This window comes from Bacteroides sp. MSK.18.37 (assembly GCF_019129155.2).
Taxonomy (GTDB): Bacteria; Bacteroidota; Bacteroidia; order Bacteroidales; family Bacteroidaceae; genus Bacteroides; species Bacteroides ovatus.
Genome location: NZ_JAHOIB020000001.1, coordinates 301,224 through 317,704 on the forward strand (window position 1 = coordinate 301,224; position 16,481 = coordinate 317,704).

At 44.1% G+C, this 16,481-nt stretch carries 19 protein-coding genes; all 19 read right to left on the reverse strand.

Annotated features, from left to right (window positions below; translation table 11 throughout):
• Nucleotides 1–11: 11 nt before the first annotated feature.
• Complete coding sequence (locus KSX81_RS01120) at nt 12–1,151, reverse strand: mandelate racemase/muconate lactonizing enzyme family protein (RefSeq protein WP_060451231.1); 1,140 nt, start codon at nt 1,149–1,151, stop codon at nt 12–14.
• 14 nt (nt 1,152–1,165) lie between these two features.
• Nucleotides 1,166–2,194 carry an L-rhamnose/proton symporter RhaT gene (locus tag KSX81_RS01125; protein WP_004320169.1) on the reverse strand — a complete coding sequence of 343 codons (1,029 nt, stop codon included), beginning with the start codon at nt 2,192–2,194 and terminating at the stop codon, nt 1,166–1,168.
• A gap of 173 nt (nt 2,195–2,367) precedes the next feature.
• Entirely contained in the window at nt 2,368–3,345 is a 978-nt protein-coding gene (locus KSX81_RS01130; protein ID WP_004320174.1) for an AAA family ATPase, read from the reverse strand.
• Between the two features lie 168 nt (nt 3,346–3,513).
• Nucleotides 3,514–3,996 carry a hypothetical protein gene (locus tag KSX81_RS01135; RefSeq protein WP_004320177.1) on the reverse strand — a complete coding sequence of 161 codons (483 nt, stop codon included), beginning with the start codon at nt 3,994–3,996 and terminating at the stop codon, nt 3,514–3,516.
• Nucleotides 3,993–4,907, reverse strand: a complete 915-nt coding sequence (locus tag KSX81_RS01140; protein ID WP_004320179.1) for a hypothetical protein — start codon at nt 4,905–4,907, stop codon at nt 3,993–3,995. Before KSX81_RS01140 ends, KSX81_RS01135 begins: the two co-directional genes overlap by 4 nt.
• An 11-nt stretch (nt 4,908–4,918) precedes the next feature.
• The gene (locus KSX81_RS01145) at nt 4,919–5,467 is read right to left on the reverse strand and encodes a hypothetical protein (RefSeq protein ID WP_004320181.1); all 549 of its coding nucleotides are present in this window, start codon (nt 5,465–5,467) and stop codon (nt 4,919–4,921) included.
• Nucleotides 5,468–5,500: 33 nt separating this feature from the next.
• Nucleotides 5,501–6,133: a matrixin family metalloprotease gene (locus tag KSX81_RS01150; RefSeq protein WP_004320183.1), complete on the reverse strand. Its 633-nt coding sequence runs from the start codon at nt 6,131–6,133 to the stop codon at nt 5,501–5,503.
• Nucleotides 6,130–7,266 carry a YqiA/YcfP family alpha/beta fold hydrolase gene (locus tag KSX81_RS01155; protein ID WP_004320185.1) on the reverse strand — a complete coding sequence of 379 codons (1,137 nt, stop codon included), beginning with the start codon at nt 7,264–7,266 and terminating at the stop codon, nt 6,130–6,132. The genes KSX81_RS01150 and KSX81_RS01155 overlap by 4 nt, the downstream gene beginning before the upstream one ends.
• Nucleotides 7,267–7,392: 126 nt before the next feature.
• The gene (locus tag KSX81_RS01160) at nt 7,393–7,785 is read right to left on the reverse strand and encodes a hypothetical protein (protein WP_004320187.1); all 393 of its coding nucleotides are present in this window, start codon (nt 7,783–7,785) and stop codon (nt 7,393–7,395) included.
• 16 nt (nt 7,786–7,801) lie between these two features.
• On the reverse strand, nt 7,802–9,292 hold the full coding sequence (locus KSX81_RS01165) for a hypothetical protein (RefSeq protein ID WP_004320190.1): 1,491 nt from the start codon (nt 9,290–9,292) through the stop codon (nt 7,802–7,804).
• An 11-nt stretch (nt 9,293–9,303) separates the two neighbouring features.
• Complete coding sequence (locus KSX81_RS01170; RefSeq protein WP_195637960.1) at nt 9,304–10,554, reverse strand: hypothetical protein; 1,251 nt, start codon at nt 10,552–10,554, stop codon at nt 9,304–9,306.
• Nucleotides 10,555–10,569: 15 nt separating this feature from the next.
• Nucleotides 10,570–11,751, reverse strand: a complete 1,182-nt coding sequence (locus tag KSX81_RS01175) for a hypothetical protein (RefSeq protein ID WP_004320194.1) — start codon at nt 11,749–11,751, stop codon at nt 10,570–10,572.
• Between the two features lie 15 nt (nt 11,752–11,766).
• Nucleotides 11,767–12,453: a PP2C family protein-serine/threonine phosphatase gene (locus KSX81_RS01180; RefSeq protein ID WP_004320197.1), complete on the reverse strand. Its 687-nt coding sequence runs from the start codon at nt 12,451–12,453 to the stop codon at nt 11,767–11,769.
• Between the two features lie 24 nt (nt 12,454–12,477).
• The gene (locus tag KSX81_RS01185) at nt 12,478–12,834 is read right to left on the reverse strand and encodes a hypothetical protein (RefSeq protein ID WP_004320199.1); all 357 of its coding nucleotides are present in this window, start codon (nt 12,832–12,834) and stop codon (nt 12,478–12,480) included.
• 93 nt (nt 12,835–12,927) lie between these two features.
• Entirely contained in the window at nt 12,928–13,365 is a 438-nt protein-coding gene (locus KSX81_RS01190) for a hypothetical protein (RefSeq protein WP_131797390.1), read from the reverse strand.
• Between the two features lie 95 nt (nt 13,366–13,460).
• A complete protein-coding gene (locus KSX81_RS01195; protein ID WP_004320203.1) occupies nt 13,461–13,718 on the reverse strand; it encodes a hypothetical protein in 258 nt (85 codons plus the stop codon).
• A 104-nt stretch (nt 13,719–13,822) separates the two neighbouring features.
• Entirely contained in the window at nt 13,823–15,625 is a 1,803-nt protein-coding gene (locus KSX81_RS01200; protein WP_004320206.1) for an Ig domain-containing protein, read from the reverse strand.
• A gap of 39 nt (nt 15,626–15,664) precedes the next feature.
• Entirely contained in the window at nt 15,665–16,021 is a 357-nt protein-coding gene (locus KSX81_RS01205; protein ID WP_004320208.1) for a hypothetical protein, read from the reverse strand.
• Nucleotides 16,018–16,398, reverse strand: coding sequence for a hypothetical protein (locus KSX81_RS01210; RefSeq protein WP_004320211.1), 381 nt, complete (start codon nt 16,396–16,398; stop codon nt 16,018–16,020). The genes KSX81_RS01205 and KSX81_RS01210 overlap by 4 nt, the downstream gene beginning before the upstream one ends.
• Between the last annotated feature and the right edge of the window lie 83 nt (nt 16,399–16,481).

A 16,481-nucleotide genomic window follows, 5' to 3' on the forward strand; every position in this document is an offset into this window, starting at 1 on the left:
TAAAGGTTAAATTAATCATTCAACTTAAAGTAATTCAATTTATCTTCATCCACTTCTATTCCCAATCCATAGCCTGTCGGCACATCTATATATCCATTCACTGCCACATGAGGTTTAGTAATCAATTCCTCACGGATTCTGTTAGGACTGCGATCAAATTCCAAAAGCGGCTCTTTGTCGAACATACGACCCGGTGCATATTTAAGATTTGACGAAATGTGGAGATTTGCAGCTATAATGATACCTGTACCCCAATTATGTGGTGTCATCTCTACGTGATGCGTATCGGCAATAACAGATATGCGTTTTGCCTCAGTAATACCACCCGTAGTTCCTGTTTCAGGTTGTATATAATCTACACACATATTATCCAACAATGTTTTAAATCCATCAGCCCTGAATTCACATTCACCGGCAGCCAACGGAATAGTAGTTCTTCGGTGTAACTCTTTGAATCCCATATAATCATCAGGAGAGACAGGTTCTTCAAACCACATTATATCATACGGTTCAAGAGCTTTCGACAGGCGAAGCGCTTCACGGAAATTATATGCATGATTGGCATCAATTGCCAGTTTAACATCATCTCCTATTGCCTTTTTAACAGCCAACACATTCTGGATATCTTTTTCTATTCCAAGTCCGACTTTCATTTTGACGGCTGAATAACCTTGCTCTTTGTACATCAAAGCTTCTTCAGCCAATGCTTCACACATTCGGTCTTTCATACTTTCCGTGAAATACAAACCTGTTGCATAAACCTGGACCTTCTCTCTATATCTTCCACCTAACAAAGTAGAAACAGGCTGCTTTAAAATTTTTCCTTTCAAATCCCAAATTGCAACGTCAATAGCACTTATGGCAGAAAGCAAAATTCCTTTCCTTGCATAATCTATAGAACGTCTGAACATATCAGACCAAATTATATCGCTATCCAATGGAGATTTTCCAACCACCAAAGGTTTTAAAAATTCTATTCCACTCTTGATTATATTTGCCGGGCCGTATCCCTCGCCCCATCCTACTAAACCACTTTCGGTTGTAACCTTTACAATACAAATCAAACGTGAAGAATAACTAAACTGCGAGAAATAAAAAGCCTCATCCAATTGGTCGGACAACAAAAAGACTTCTATATCTTTTATTTTCATAACTTTGGAATTTATTAATTTATAAAACTATCTTTAAAAGTCAATATCATACAAGCTGCAATCAATATGACAGAAGCAACTATCATCAATAGAAACGAGTGTTTGGTGTTTTTCCATTCACCTGTCAGATACCCCCATATATTACCAAATATTAATGATAACGACAACATTACCGGCCATGTTATAACATTTCCAAGTTCACCTATAGAAACCGAGACAATTCCACTTAAACCTAAAGGCAAGAACCACAAAAAGCCTGTAATTACAGCCCATACTGAAGCCGTGATACTTCCTTGTTGTTTAAAACTAAAATCACCCCAAGTCTTATTCTTACATAACAGAAAGATGGCATAACCCGCATTCATCAATAATCCTCCAAAAACAACCACAGCCCTTGCCGGTATAGAAGAAGCCGAATACGTAGCACCCAAAGATTTCGCATTGTCAATAATCGGTATCGCAGCTTCGAAACCTACATTAAGAAGAGAAGAAAGAATACCTGACGATACAACAATTACGAGTCCCTTTACCAAAGATGATTTCTGACTGTTATTCACCTTTGAGGAACCTACATTCTGTTCTTTTTCACGAAGAATTCCGGAATATGCCGAAAGAGCCACGCCAACCAACATTATAGCCACTCCTAATATCACATAAATAAACGACGGCTGATGAGTAGCCCCTTCTATGCCAAACAAAGGAATTATGGCTCCAAGACCTCCGGCCAATCCCATTACTACCCCATTGGTTATAGATATTCCAACATAAGAGACACTCATTCCAAATAAAATTCCACCAATACCCCACAAAAAGCCTAAAAGCAGTGATGTCATAATTACTTTCGAATCTGTCATTAATATTGACTCCATGAAGGAATCAAAACCTGCGTATCCCCATACAAAAGGAACGACAAGCATAGCAAACAATGAATAAATCAACCAGAACGACTCCCATGACAATGGAGACTGTTTCTTCATACCTAAGCCAAAAGACCCTTGAGCAAAACCTGCCAACAAGAGCAATACCAAACCTAATTCACTCATAAATATTATATTTTAAAATTAAACATTAATTCTTTATATGTTGTCTGATGTCGTATGCAAATATATTCCTATTTTATTATTTGCGCAAGTTTTCGTAATAAACAATCAAAATATTAACATTTACAACATTTTACAAACAACTTTTAAGTACATGACAAAAATTTGATTATTATTCATCTAAAACCTATAGTGGCGTGGCGACAGCCCTCATCCTTTGGAGAGAACTCACTCCTCACTCGCTCGAATTCCCGCAGGTCTCTGCCACTGACAGAAGGACGCTTCTTGGAAATGACTTCTTCGAGCAGAGCCTGGCTGATAGGCTGGTACTCGTCTGTGCAGCCCTTGATAGTGGCATTGAACATCTTTCTTGCCGCCGACCTCACTATGTAACTGATGTCGCTGCAGTTATAACCTTCGCTCAGCTCTGCCAGTCTGTTGATGTCTATCCCCTCATCCGAGGGAAGTTTGGAGAGTGCCAACGTGAACAGACTCTTGCGGGCTTCCTTGTCGGGCATGTCTATATACACCATCTCGTCGATACGTCCTGTCCGTAGCACAGCCTTGTCGATGCGTTCAGGATGGTTGGTCGCGGCAAGGACATATACACCACGTTCGGAGGCATTGTTGAGCATACAGAGAAACTCGTTGACCTCACTGTCATAGTGTTGGTTTGCCTCGTCACCGGAGCGTTTGGGCACCATGGCATCAAACTCGTCGAAGAACAGCAGTGTGGGTGCTTTCTTCTCCGCATCCTTGAATACTTCGCCTATCTTCTGTTGTGTTCCATGTACCCATGTACAGGCGAGGTCATCAGGCACGATCTTCATGAAGTTGATGCCTATCTCCTCGGCCATCTTCTCGGCAAAGAACGTCTTGCCGCAACCTGCAGGACCATAAAAGAGCATGGAGGGAGGCTTGATGCCATATACCTCGGCACACTTGCGGTTCTTCAGTACGTTGATAAATCCCTCGGTCACAAACTCCTTCAGCTCGTTCATGCCGGCAATGTCTCCAAATCCATGACCATTGGCTTTCTTCTCTGCTACAGGCTTGTGCTCAGCCTCCTTTGCAGGGGCTGTCTGCTGTTCTGTCACCGGCTGTCCTCCGCAGATGCGGCGCAACCAATCTTTCTCGGCTTCTGACGTATGCATCTTTCTATCCTCCACTGTTTTGTTTTACTTCTATGATAAGAGAGTGGCATTTGTAACCATTCTCTATCATCTATCCCTACTTTCTGCTGAAAAAAAATATCCCTTTGGTCTATTGTGCCTGTTTGCCACATTAGCCAAAGGGATATTATCATTGCATTCATGCAATCTTCAATCTTTAGGCTTTGGTGGCTGTAGTTTCCACTGCTCTACCAATCGTTTACAACCGTTTTCAATGTGTTTAGCCACACGATGATATACAGCTGCAGTCTGGTAATGAGGGTCTTCCACATTGCCGTCTTCATCAAATGCCATCTTGTTGAACAGAACGATTTTGTTCCAATAGCTATAGTCCAATACTCGTGTTATGGCATCACGGTGACGCTCGTCAAACACAATGACCGCATCAGCTGCCATCAGTTTCTCACGTGTCATAACCGTGGTCGTACCACTTAAATCATATCCCAATTCCTTCGCCACATCCACCATGGCAGCATCACGAGGATACTCTCCACAGTCCAATGTACCAAGTGAGAATACTTCGATGCCATTCATTCCTGCGTCTGCCAAGAGTTTCTTCGTCACACATTCTGCGAATGGTGACCGACAGGCATTGCCTGTGCATACAAAGCAAATCTTGTAGTTCATGTTCATTCAAAAATACGGTTTACATCAAACAAATGCTTTTTACGTCTCAGAAACTCTGCCTCATAGTCTGCGGGCAACCCTAGCATGGCAAGCTCGTCGGGAGTGATTGCCTTGATAATGCTGTTGAGCCTTGCGGCAATGTCATCACAGCGGAACTCCTTTTTCTCCACATAGCGATGCCCTCTCATCTCCGGCACCTCTTCAAACGGAACGGAAGGGTGCATCACATAGTAAAGCGCAATGGCAATGTCCGTGCGGTGTCTGCCCATAGCACAGGCAATATAGAAGCCACCCTTGTCCATCAACTCGAACAGCAGCGGAAGCGAGCTAATAATCTGATGCACGTCCGTGTTCCTGCTGTCAATGGGCAGACTGTGGTATTCCAGGCCAGCCTCTACCACATTGCGGTCGTAGCGGTCGGTATGGTCAGCCGTGCGGAGGTCAATGATGACCTTTACACCGGCATCACGCACCTTTGCCAACAACCAGTTGCTGCCACGTCCCGACATAGTCCTGCCTCTCACTCCTTTGTCATAGACAGGGGCAAGGTCAACAATGGGGTATCGCATCAATGCCTCATACAGAGCATTGGGCTTGTTGACAACTGAAAGGTTGTTCGCCTCAGATTTGTTCTCATGGACGACCTTGTTTTGGGCATTCTTTCCCACATGCCACCCATCGCACCACGCGCATTTATAGACGGAGAAATGCACACCATGCTTCTCGCTCATTGCCTTGGCAGCCCTCAAAGCAACAGCTTTCGTAGGGTAAGACATCTTTTGCTTGCCGCTTCCTCGTGCCGTATGGCTATATCGGCTGAAAATGCCGAAGGCGTTGTGCGTCACGAAGATGTTTCTCCAAGCACCTTTGCGAGTCAACTGGTCATATATGGCAAAAAATAGATTCTTGATCTTCATCTCATTAATCCTCATAAATAGTAGAAATTCTTGTAATTGAATGTGGTCAAGGGTGAGTGGACATCATCCATTGCCAGCATACGTTTAGGTATCTCGCTCAGGGGGATTCTTTCATCAATCAATGCTCTCAGCCTACGGGCCAACTTCACATTCTCACGATTAAGTTCCTCTTGCGTCGTCTTTACCTGATATAAAAGAGCCTCATTTAACTCTGAAACTATCATCCCCGTAAACAAACCATGCAAGCCTTCTGCACGGGCAAACTGGTCGGCATTGCACCACACAGCCACAATGTTGCCTCCATGCTTGCGCAGATGATAAGCGTGGGAATGGCTCACGATTATCTTGTCGAACTCGTCCTTGCTGTCATCCGCACGAAAGAACAGTCCTTTGTCTGAGCCATGCCCCAGCAACATGATGCGCTCCTGTGTAGAGACATGATGCAACAAACGCCCCATCTCCTTGGTTGTGCGGTAGTCGGCAACGACTTGTGCTTCCAGCCCATCATATAGGGCTGAAAGCATCGCCGTGGTTTTGTCTTTTGGATGTATCACTAACATATGTTCTACTTATTATTTCTCCTATAAAAGGTATTATAGCTTCCAGTGTTTGGATTCCATATATTTCTTACATTTGTCGCAGAATACGTTTGTTTTGCGGAAAGGATTACCACCTTTGGCATTCTGCATCATACATTTTATATCAGGACAATGCCGCAAGCCTTGGGCATGACCTAATTCGTGGAGCATTACGCTAAACAACTGCCCGTTGCCATGAGGACGATAGGACGAGAATACCGCCACACCTGTCCCTATACCGCTGGCAAGTCCCATAATTCCGCTATGGGCACGACCTCTGAAATTATCAAGTCCGATATCCGCCTGCGTAAGTCCAACGACAATAGTTGAATCAGACTTATAATGACATAGCACCTTGTTCAGTACATCAGCCCTATATCGTTTGTGGTCATTCCTTTTAGTGGTAAGGGCAGAGTCGGGCAAGTGAATATTACCGGCCATTCTGCATTTGGGATAATGAACTCTTAAAGAATCCATCATGGCACGCTGTAAATCTACATTGACTGCGCCCAACGTATATACACAAACAACAGGCACAACAGATTTCTGCTCTGTTGTTGATGTAGATACAGGGGTACTCTTCTTGCAGCTTCCCAATATCAGGGATAGCGCACACAGCAATATGATGTCAAATATTCTGTTGTTCATTTTGCGACACATCTATAAATCAGCGGTACAAGAACGTCCTCTATTACCCTGTCATCCATACGGTGCTCGCCACTGAAGTGGATTACTTGATTATAGTATTGCAGGAACAAAGATTCTCCATTCACCTGCTGGTCGTTGTCGGCAAACATCCCCCATACCTGCTTGCGGTCGGCCTCGGTAATCCCTTCAAACTGATGCTCTTCCATCTCCGCATGGTTGTGGATGATTTCTGGGGTAATCTCAAAATGAGTAGTACCATCCTTTCTCGGCTTGAAGTATTCATGTGTGCCAACCGTGAGCATCTTGCTCTTCTTCGACATCTCGAAAGCGGGATTCACACAGATGCGGTTATATCCACGCATCTGCTGTGCATACATGCCTCCCATGCTGGTGCCTACGACGACATCCGGCACTTCGTTCATACACAGCCCTCGCAAGAAGGGCAGAGCCTCGGCAGGGTCAACGGGTATGTCGGGAGCAACGACATCAAAGTCTGACAACAGCTCTCGTAGAGTCTTTACCGTTCCGCTGGCAGCCGACGAGCCGAAACCATGAAGATACATGAGTTTCTTCCTTCGGATAGACTTCTCCTCCAGTTCCTTTGTCTTATCCCGAAGGTCATAGCTGTCGCGCATGTTCATCAAGATGTCGCAGAATTCAGCAGGAGTAAGTATCGTTTTATAGGAACTCGGCTCACCGCTTGTATGAACGAGTTTGATGCCACGAGTCTGCATCAGTGCGGCACGAAACCGTTCACTCTGTTCAAACATCGCCTGATAGGCACGGCGTATGATTCGCTGATACTCTTCGCTTTGGCGGTCTATTGCCTGCCCCTTCCACCACACAATCTGGTCAGTCTGCCACGATGTGACGCTCATTTTCCGAGCATTGCCGCCCTTCATGCTGCATATCTGCCGCTGCTTGTCGAGTTCCTTCCTCTTCAGAGATTGCAAGAAACCCTCCATACTGCTGCACACCATTCCGTCGAGGCGGAAACCGTTGCTGCACAAATTGCTGAGCACATTGGATGGGTACAAACCATTGGAACGTATATCCAGCGTGTTAGTTTCTGGATTGTACATATCCTTCAGTTCGTGTCCATTCCGTGTGGTAGCCATATAATTTTCTTCCATTTTTCAATTCGATTTTTCAGTCACATTACTTCTTGGAGTAGTAAAAGATGCTGTAGTAACCTGTTTTCTATCACAATAGACCGACGTTTTCTATAAGTTAGAAACAGTCGGATGCTTGCGTTCATATCACATGCCTATATCGATTATTGCATCAGCATTTTCTTGCGACTGATCATAGTTATCCAAATCCTCATCGGTCATCAAATCTATTTCGCTTGGGATGTTTCTGACATCAAACCAAGTGATTTGGTTTTGACCGCAGAGGATGTATATTTCTCCGTCATCATATTGCCTTGCGCCATATACTGGTCCTCTAACGACACACTCAGTTACCAACTGGTTGTCTCTGACTGCTGAAATCCGTGCAGAGTCGTCTGCTAATTGCAGCCAATAGTAAGCCGTGTTGTTTATCGTGGCTATACTGTCACCCCATTCAGAAGTATTCTCTTCCTGCTGGTGGCCGCCCCCACAACCTATAAGGGTGATGAAAGCAATGAAAAGCATTATCAGGTTCTTCATCTTGCTTCGGTTTAACTCATTGCTTCAATAGTGTTTCTATGCTCTTTGCCAACTCATTCAACTCCTCATGTTGTGGTGTACTTTGTCTTGCGGTCTTCAGGTCAATATTGTATAATACCGTGCTGTCACGCTTCACGTCATAGGAGTAATGGAGTACATGAAAAGTGTCACCATAGCGCACAACAGAGTCGGTTGCAAACTCCCCGGAACGAAGAGTCACCGAGTCTTCCGATATATACGGTTGGTCTGAGTAATCATAGTATGAGTTAATTCCGTTTCTCGTCATCTTGACGTGAGAAAGAGGAATCTCCGCCTTGAACTTATTGGTAACACGTATTTCCAACCTGTCTCTGTGACCATAAGCATTCCTGTCACAATATTTATCAAGTATTTGACAGATACTGTCCTGTAGATTCGGGTCGCTGATATTTGATGTCATCATTTTGTTTTGATATACATTATACAAAGTATAGCATCCGTTATTTCTTAGTTCATAGATTCCCAATGGGCGATTGCGTGAATTATGAACAATGTTGTCATATATAGGTTCGACAAGTATGCCGTATCTGTCCCGCAAGCCGACCTTGTCCGTATTAGTGTCCTTGATATAGAAAATGCCTCTCAATGGTTCCAACGTATATAACCCTCGGCGACCATATTCTATACAGGCGTATTGATTATAACCAATTGCCAAGGTTGGGAGGAGTATTCCCAAATATACGGTAGCCAATATGCTTATTCCTGCCAATCCTAGCTTACCAAAAGTGCGCCAACATACGTAAGCAACCATTGCTATACTGGCAACGAGCATCCACACGCGCCACATCCCGGCATAGCGTTGGGCATAGAAGAATAGTACCATAGCAGCTACCATCATCCAAAGTTTGCCGACAACAGGATTCTTCTCTGTTGTATCTTTACAGGAAGTCATATATCTGGCAATCAGATATAGACTGAGAGGCGGCAGGACGACACAAGCGAAACGACACATTCTCATGTCCATGGCAAGCCCTGCATATAACGCACAGATGGCAATCAACATCAGTTGGCAATAGGCCTTTGTCCCTTTGTCCTTCCAGAGAATCGCTCCCAAAGCATCCTTCCAAGTCAAGGTAGATGACTTCATTGTTTTCCTGATAAGTCCAACAATATATACAGCTATCGGTCCCAAGAATAGCCATGCCAACAATATGCATTTTATAATGTTATGGGTCAAGTGGTCATTGTTTATACCCATAACGACAAACGGCAAATCAGCGAAATCACCCGTTGTCCTCATAACCGGTCCCTCAACAGACAGCAAGGCAAACAGAGCCGAGAAAACTGTCAATGGAATCCAACTTCGTTTCTCCCCACGATAAAGGGTGAAGGAGAGAATGATTCTCATCACGACTGTGACTACCATAAGAAAATGAGTTGGTAATGACCACCAACTACAGTTTGCCAATGCAACAAACAGCCATAAAGAACAGACGGCCAAATCAAGCCAAAATACTTTTTGCTTCATTATATTCGTATTTACTTTTTGTTTAACCACTCAATCAATTCATTCGCTTTGTCTGACACCATTGCAGGCGATGCCGGCAGCTTATGCTTTCTCTGCACGACCATGCTGACAGCATACTTCGGCTTGTTGGCAGGGAAGCAGCCTACAAACGTGAATGTCTGCTCCGTTCCGTCATCAGCCACATTATATACTCCTCCAAGTTCCAAGTCCTTCGGTGCACGCTTATGTTGTATGCCTTCTTCCTTGAACATTCCGATGGCAATTGCACGGATATTGCCGCGTCTTTCCGCAGAGACGTTCACGGAATCCAAATGGAAGATATTGTTGAACACCGTAGCCAGTTCCAACGCATTGGTGTTCTTTGTCTGGTCAGTAGCGTACTTCCAATAATCCATGCCGTCAGGCAAGGTCATCATGGCGTGATACATTCCAATTCTCGACTTGTTGAGCAGAACCTGTCTGTATGTCAACATTCCGTAACCACCTCTGCGCCAATTATGGTCTCTTATCCGCACGCTGTCGTTCAACACAAAAATACCTTGTCCTGTATCGACGCTGTCCTCCAAAGATGTTTTTGACTGGGCGAGGCAGTCGGCAGCCACGAAAGGCATATATGTTTCCGAACTGCAAAACCTTTTAAGAAGAGGAGCATACACAATGTCACCCTCTACATTCTCCAATGCTCCCCATGTCAAGACATCACCTGTCCTTACGTCAATGACCGACACCTGTCCTTGGATTCCATCAATAGCCGCCATGCATTCACTCAGCACGTCATAACTCCTCGCCGAAATCAATGAGTCTATGGCAGGAAAGTCTTCCACTTTCCCCACGAGTCTTGGATTGTCGGCAAACGCTTCCATTTTCGTGTTGTCATTCATATTGATGCCGATTTTTCCGCATTGCAGCCCTTTCTCATAGTAGAAATAGCAGAAGCACATACCGTCTTCTGGTTGGAAATAGTGGGAATACTCGATGTATTCCATATCCACAGCCGTGACACTGTCGTTCTTCTCACGGTCATAGATACCATACTTCCCATTCATGGAGACGATGACGTAACGTGACTGGATCAAACTGTCCATCCTCGCCTTGTCTTCTTCCAAGTCATAATCCGATTTAAACTCTTCGGCAAGTGCCACGGAATCCACTTCAACGGAATCTACCCAGACCGAATCCGCCCCCTTCTGTGCAAAGACATCAGCTCCAATCACCGAGAGGAGCAATGCCAAAACCATTGTCATTCGTTTACTCTGTCTCATAATCATTATCTTTCTTTAATCTTCAGCTTCTTCACTTTCTTTATCCTCCTTATCGTCACGACCGGATAAGTAGGTGTGCTTCTCTATCACAGCTTCATTGCCAAACATATTCTGTCCGAAGCGGTTGATGTTCACCCTGCCCCCAATTGCTGCCGCACAGTTCATGGCAAAAACATCATTAGGATTTTTCTCAATCCTCTTCAGACAGGTCTGATAGCATTTCTTGCGCATATCGTTATAGATGCTGTTGGGAATGGATGAATCACGGGATATTCCGCCATAGCAATATTGATACAGACATCGCCATATAATCCAAATGTTGTTAAGACAAGGGTTGTATTTGCCGCTGTCCATTAGCTTCTCCGCCACAGCCACAATCCACTCGTCTTCAAGATCTGCTTCCGGACTGTCTGCCCAATTTAGGAACAGGGAGCATTGCTCGTCAAAAGTGGAACAGTCATTCAAGCTAGTCAGCATCATTTCCACTCTTTTGTCTGCCTCAACCTGCTTGTATAGTTCAAGAGTTGGCTTTGTCGCATCAGTCAGTTCCTTGGTCATGGCATTCAAGGAATCGACAAACTTCCCCTCATCAGTGAAATACTGATAGGACTTGGCTTCAATCTTGTTGCCAAAGGCAATCAACAGATCCATGGAATGTTCGTCTTCGCCCCATTCTTCTGGAGAACGCTTCATCATAATGACGATGCTGTCCTTGTAAATCTTGGCAGCCTTACGGAGTTCTTTGTCCCTGATGCAATCTTCGCTAATAGCCTTGATGCCGGCAACAACGTCTTTTTCTTCAGCAAGTTCAAAACCATCACATCCTCTCAGCCACAACTCGTGATTGCTCCACACGTTGAAAGCCAACAGGCAAGAGTTGTAGAACACCTCTGCATTGGAAAGAAACGGTTGTTTGCTTGCGGCATATTCCGGCAATTGCAGGGCGAATGCCGTATCACTCACAATCTCGTATTCGAGAACATTGTCTGCCGCATCCTGTCCATAGAAGGCAGCAAAGAGGTCAAAGTCCGTGCTGTCTTCCTTCGCACTTGCGTATTTGTCATAAATATCGATTATGTCTTTAAGACTGACGGCATCGTCATTCTCAAAGCATCCACGATACTGCGTTCCCATTTCTTTCTTGCAGCCAGTCATTGTCATCAACAATGTCATGGCAATAATACCAAACCATTTCATACTATCTGTCCTATCTTATTCTTTTACCTCAATCAAGACTGCCGTATAGTTGTCATCGCCCTGCTTTTCGCACATGAAATCATAAACATCAAGAATGTCGGCAAGCGGCTTTTCATCCATCATCCTTGCCAACAGAATGTCTGGAGCCATGCTTTTGTACAAGCCATCGGAGCAAAGCAACATTCTGTCGCCTGCCTTCAATTTGAACTGTACTATGTCCGGGACATCTGCCTCATGATGATAGGAGAAAAAGCAACGGTCAATGACCTCCCAGCCATAATCCAAACGCACATGGTCCTTCGTCTGGTAGAGCAGCCCTTCATTAGGACGCTGCAAATAGCATCTGCTGTCACCCACATGGGTAATGGTCACGGTGTCGCCCTCAATGCTTGCCATCACCATCGTCGTTCCCATTTGGCAATGGTTTAACGAGTTGGCTTTCTTGTCAAGTGCCCTCATGGCATGGGCGCAGGCCTTTTCCACCTTTGTCTTACTGTCAGGCTCGTCCGTATGTTTTTTCCAGTAATCCACAATGGCATCTGAAACGGTCTCGCTTGCCACTTCTCCCATGGCGTGACCTCCCATGCCATCGCAGACCACTGCCAACCAACGGTTACCGTCCTCACCATTTACGATACGGAAAGCGTCTTCATTGTTCTGACGCTTTCCCGTTTCACTGATTGTAGCGTAATGTATCTTCATATTATTCAATTATACAAATTGTCGTCATCGCTCATCTCCCATTTCTGTCAACAGCACATCATGACATATATCGCCCTGCCAATAAGCCATTGGATGAAGTTCGCAATTCAGCTTATTGTAGTTACCATGTCTTTCCACCTGATTCAGTATGCGTAGTTTCTCGTCTATCTCCTCTAGGCTTTTAGCGAAAACCAGATTGGTAAAATAACGATTCTCATACATATAGTCCTCGCTGTCAAAGCAAGGATAGAGTTGTGAGTCTTCGCCCACATACACACCATCCTTTGGCATTCGCTTCCTTGCGTGTTCTATCATTTCTTTCACACCATTGAAAGATGCTCCCAAGACCTCAATGGTCTCATTGTTCTTAAACCGCTTCATAATCGTTCGTTTTAATATGATGAATAATTCTTATGACGAGAGGCAGGAACATCAAGCCCCCACCTCTTTATGTCATAGCCTTATAATACCCTTCTATTTATGACAACTCTTTTTGTGTCCACAATGCTTGCAGTATGCTTGTTGCCATACATCTCCATTGGTGATGGGAGAGAATCCCGAACAACTACAACCTACCGTTCCTGTACAATGTTTCCCTCGAAATGTAACATTAGAACGATTGTAAGCGCTGTCGCTTTGAGGGCAGACCCACGTCTGAGACTGTCCATTGGCATAGACAACTGAAATTTTATCTCCTCTCTTCCAATACCATCTCCATGGGGTTGTAGGCCCAAGATAGAAGCCTCCGTTAGGTGTCATTGTCTTAGTTTCAGAGTTATTCCTGTCCGTAGAGGCTGCGACAATCTGTATATTGAATGTTGCACCTGTTTGATTATTCGCAACAAAATAGATATGTCCATCGTTACCTTGCTGGAAGCCCCCAACCATCTGTGCGCTTGCTATTAAGCACATAAACATCATTGATAGCATAATTCCAAAATGTTTCATTTCTATATACGCTTGATTTGTGACGCGCCCAACTTCTAAAATTAGGTGATAATATTTACTCAATACTTGTCAATATGAGAACGCTTGGAATGACCACACTTACATGTCGTAGGGTCGGCACCGCTCTTCGCTCTAAAATACGGGCATTTGTTGGGACCGCAATAATGACAGTGTCCGTCATCATTCCCTGCTACATGCACAGTGACATCCGATGTAACAGGCGCAACTTCAGCATTGGTAGTTTTCGCATTTATGTAAAGTGCATTGGCACCTACTAAAGCGATGAGAGCAAATGCAACTGCAAAAATCTTCTTCATTGTCTTATACCCTAATACGTCATCGGGCGCAACTTCTAAGTTTGTTATTATTGTTCCTTTGTCTGTTTATGAAGGGTAGTTAGGCATAGTAACCCCTTGGAGCATTATTTTATCAGGATTTTCTTGCTTTGACTGCCTATCTTGATAATATACAACCCTCTGGACAGGTTCTCGATGCGGTTGGTCTTTCCAGAATAGACTTTGGTTCCATTGTCTTTGTACACCGTAATGTATGACGCTTCATCCAGCCAAACGGTTCCGTCCTCTATATGAATAACAGGCGATTCGGCTATTGTCTCAGAAAGACCTGTGACATCTTCTATCTTGGCCGTCATGCTGTAATACAATGCCTCCAACTGTCCATTTTTCCATTTCTCCTCATCTTCCACCCATGAAAAGGCTGCTACATAGAAGTCCCCTACAGTTATCGTTCCGTCTTCATTCATTTTCAGTGTCCATGTGTCTGCCCAATCATCCGTTGTCTCATCAAACACATATATTGCATATAACGGACTGTCATTATCGGTATATTTCAGGATATTGTAGTATGATACATCAATCTTTGCAGTACCATCTCCATTGTCATACAACTTGAATCCTCCGTCATTGTATTCCGTAAGGTCATCACCAAACATGGAAGTGATATAATACGATCCATTCTTCTCAGTAATAGTCATTTCGAATCCATCTTTATACTCCCTCGTGGGATTGTTCTCCACATGACTGGATGCGACCCTATAATTCCCTGACCATACTGTTGTTTCTCCTATGACTTCCTCATTCACGGTTATAGCACAGACAGCGGCAAGATTGTTGGAAGTTGTAGCAATGATGTTGGCTGTGCCGGCACTCTTTGCGGTGACAAGACCAGTGTTGTCCACGGTTGCGACGGTTGTATTGTCGCTCATCCATGTCACGGTTTTATCGACAGCATCAGATGGACTTACCGTGGCTGTCAATTGTAATGTTTCTCCTTCGGTGAGTGAAGCCTTGGATGCGCTGAGCGTTATAGATGTCGGCTTTACATTCTCTTTTACCGATATGTTGCACGTTGCTTGTTTCCCGCTTCCGTCTTTTGCCTTACATGTAATAGTGGCAGTGCCAGCAGATTTTGCAGTGACAAGTCCAGTGGATGACACCGTGGCTACAGACGTGTCATCGGATGTCCAACTAACACTTTTGTTGGTCGCCGAACTTGGGCTAACAGCTGCATTAAGTTGTGTGGTTTCTCCAACATACAGAGAAGCAGAAGTCTTATTCAGTGTTATACTTGTAACATATACCGTTGCAGACTCTACGGAAACCTTGCAAGTAGCATATTTCCCACTGCCATCCGCAGCACGGCATGTAATAGTAGCAGTTCCCGCAGACTTTGCCGACACAAGTCCGTTGTTCACCATAGCCACAGATGTATTGTTGCTTGACCAGTTTACATTCTTGTTCGTTGCATTTGTAGGATAGACAGAGGCTGACAGTTGGTAGGTATTTCCTTCTTTCATACTGATGGACGATTGGCTCAGTGTTACACTTGTCACACTGACACTTGTCGATTTTACGGTGATCGTATAGTAAAAGTCCATAGTGCGATAGAAGCCATCAATGAAATAGCTACATTTAAAATATACTTTGCACGAAGATGTTGCCTTGATTCCCTTGACAGTGGCATTATAGCGAGTGGAACTGGTCACGGTGGCATACGAATTGTTCTCGGAATACCACTGATAGGTAACACCCGTTGACTGCATAAGTGTACGTTTGTAAGTGTCAGCCAACGCTATGGTTACGGTACTTCCTTCATAGACTGATGCTTCTCCGGCTTTTGCCGAAGCATTCGCCTTTTGAACTGTTGCAAATGCGAACAGAACCATTAGAATCATGGTCTGCAGATGTGTAGTAAATGTTTTCATTGTTGTTGTATTTGATGGTTTGTTTTATCTGTGGTGTTATTATTTTGCTCTCTTCAGCGCATACTCTGCCTTTCTCATATAGTCCTGAGCACGTTCTCGGGCATTCTTTGCTTTTCGTGCGTAATCTTCTGCCTTGTCCGTGGCATTCTTTGCCCGTTGCTGATATGTCTTCACACTATCGTAGTTCTTCCGCTTCGAGTAGTATTCAGCCTCTCTGAGATAACCTTGTGCTTGTCGGTTATAGTAATCGACTTCTTGCTCATAGCCCAATGCCTGCTTCGTGTAGTATTCCGCCTCACGCTGATATGATTGGGCTTGCTTGATATAGTAGTCATTTTGCGCCATAAGGGGCAGAAAGCCGAGCGTTATGATTATAATTGAGATTAACTTTTTCATGTCCTTTTCAGTTTGTTGAGTAAATAGGTCGAGGCGAAATCCAAGGCATTGATGATATGAGGGACAATCGTATCTGCCGATTCATCTGATGTCGTTTTGTGGTCATAATCCAATGAAACACTGCCACAGTCCAGTTTGACTGCTTTGATAAATTTCACGTTCCTGTTTGTCTCATTGATAGCATCCGACAATAATTCAGTGTTGTACTCGTTTGCCTTTACTAAATGAGGGACACAGAAACGTATCATATCCTCATTTCTCCCAGTCATATAAAAGAAATGCCTGTCGTGGTAGATAAAATGCCAACCCATTGACGGCAACATTTCCACATGCCCACATTTCTTCCTAATTTCATTCACTATTTCTTCTTGTCTCATATTCAATTATATTTGTTATACTCTTTATGGTATATGAGCGTGATTAGTAACCATATCTATCAATAAAAAAAACTGCACCAAAT

Bases quoted from the DNA above. Each gene is read 5' to 3' on its own strand.
- KSX81_RS01180 (WP_004320197.1), bottom strand. From the start codon at position 12,453: ATGAAGATACATTACGCTACAATCAGTGAAACGGGAAAGCGTCAGAAC.
- KSX81_RS01150 (WP_004320183.1), bottom strand. From the start codon at position 6,133: ATGAACAACAGAATATTTGACATCATATTGCTGTGTGCGCTATCCCTG.
- KSX81_RS01145 (WP_004320181.1), bottom strand. From the start codon at position 5,467: ATGTTAGTGATACATCCAAAAGACAAAACCACGGCGATGCTTTCAGCC.
- KSX81_RS01175 (WP_004320194.1), bottom strand. From the start codon at position 11,751: ATGAAATGGTTTGGTATTATTGCCATGACATTGTTGATGACAATGACT.
- KSX81_RS01210 (WP_004320211.1), bottom strand. From the start codon at position 16,398: ATGAGACAAGAAGAAATAGTGAATGAAATTAGGAAGAAATGTGGGCAT.
- KSX81_RS01130 (WP_004320174.1), bottom strand. From the start codon at position 3,345: ATGCATACGTCAGAAGCCGAGAAAGATTGGTTGCGCCGCATCTGCGGA.
- KSX81_RS01165 (WP_004320190.1), bottom strand. From the start codon at position 9,292: ATGAAGCAAAAAGTATTTTGGCTTGATTTGGCCGTCTGTTCTTTATGG.
- KSX81_RS01120 (WP_060451231.1), bottom strand. From the start codon at position 1,151: ATGAAAATAAAAGATATAGAAGTCTTTTTGTTGTCCGACCAATTGGAT.
- KSX81_RS01140 (WP_004320179.1), bottom strand. From the start codon at position 4,907: ATGAAGATCAAGAATCTATTTTTTGCCATATATGACCAGTTGACTCGC.
- KSX81_RS01170 (WP_195637960.1), bottom strand. From the start codon at position 10,554: ATGAGACAGAGTAAACGAATGACAATGGTTTTGGCATTGCTCCTCTCG.
- KSX81_RS01185 (WP_004320199.1), bottom strand. From the start codon at position 12,834: ATGAAGCGGTTTAAGAACAATGAGACCATTGAGGTCTTGGGAGCATCT.
- KSX81_RS01135 (WP_004320177.1), bottom strand. From the start codon at position 3,996: ATGAACATGAACTACAAGATTTGCTTTGTATGCACAGGCAATGCCTGT.
- KSX81_RS01155 (WP_004320185.1), bottom strand. From the start codon at position 7,266: ATGGAAGAAAATTATATGGCTACCACACGGAATGGACACGAACTGAAG.
- KSX81_RS01160 (WP_004320187.1), bottom strand. From the start codon at position 7,785: ATGAAGAACCTGATAATGCTTTTCATTGCTTTCATCACCCTTATAGGT.
- KSX81_RS01190 (WP_131797390.1), bottom strand. From the start codon at position 13,365: ATGTGCTTAATAGCAAGCGCACAGATGGTTGGGGGCTTCCAGCAAGGT.
- KSX81_RS01205 (WP_004320208.1), bottom strand. From the start codon at position 16,021: ATGAAAAAGTTAATCTCAATTATAATCATAACGCTCGGCTTTCTGCCC.
- KSX81_RS01200 (WP_004320206.1), bottom strand. From the start codon at position 15,625: ATGAAAACATTTACTACACATCTGCAGACCATGATTCTAATGGTTCTG.
- KSX81_RS01195 (WP_004320203.1), bottom strand. From the start codon at position 13,718: ATGAAGAAGATTTTTGCAGTTGCATTTGCTCTCATCGCTTTAGTAGGT.
- KSX81_RS01125 (WP_004320169.1), bottom strand. From the start codon at position 2,194: ATGAGTGAATTAGGTTTGGTATTGCTCTTGTTGGCAGGTTTTGCTCAA.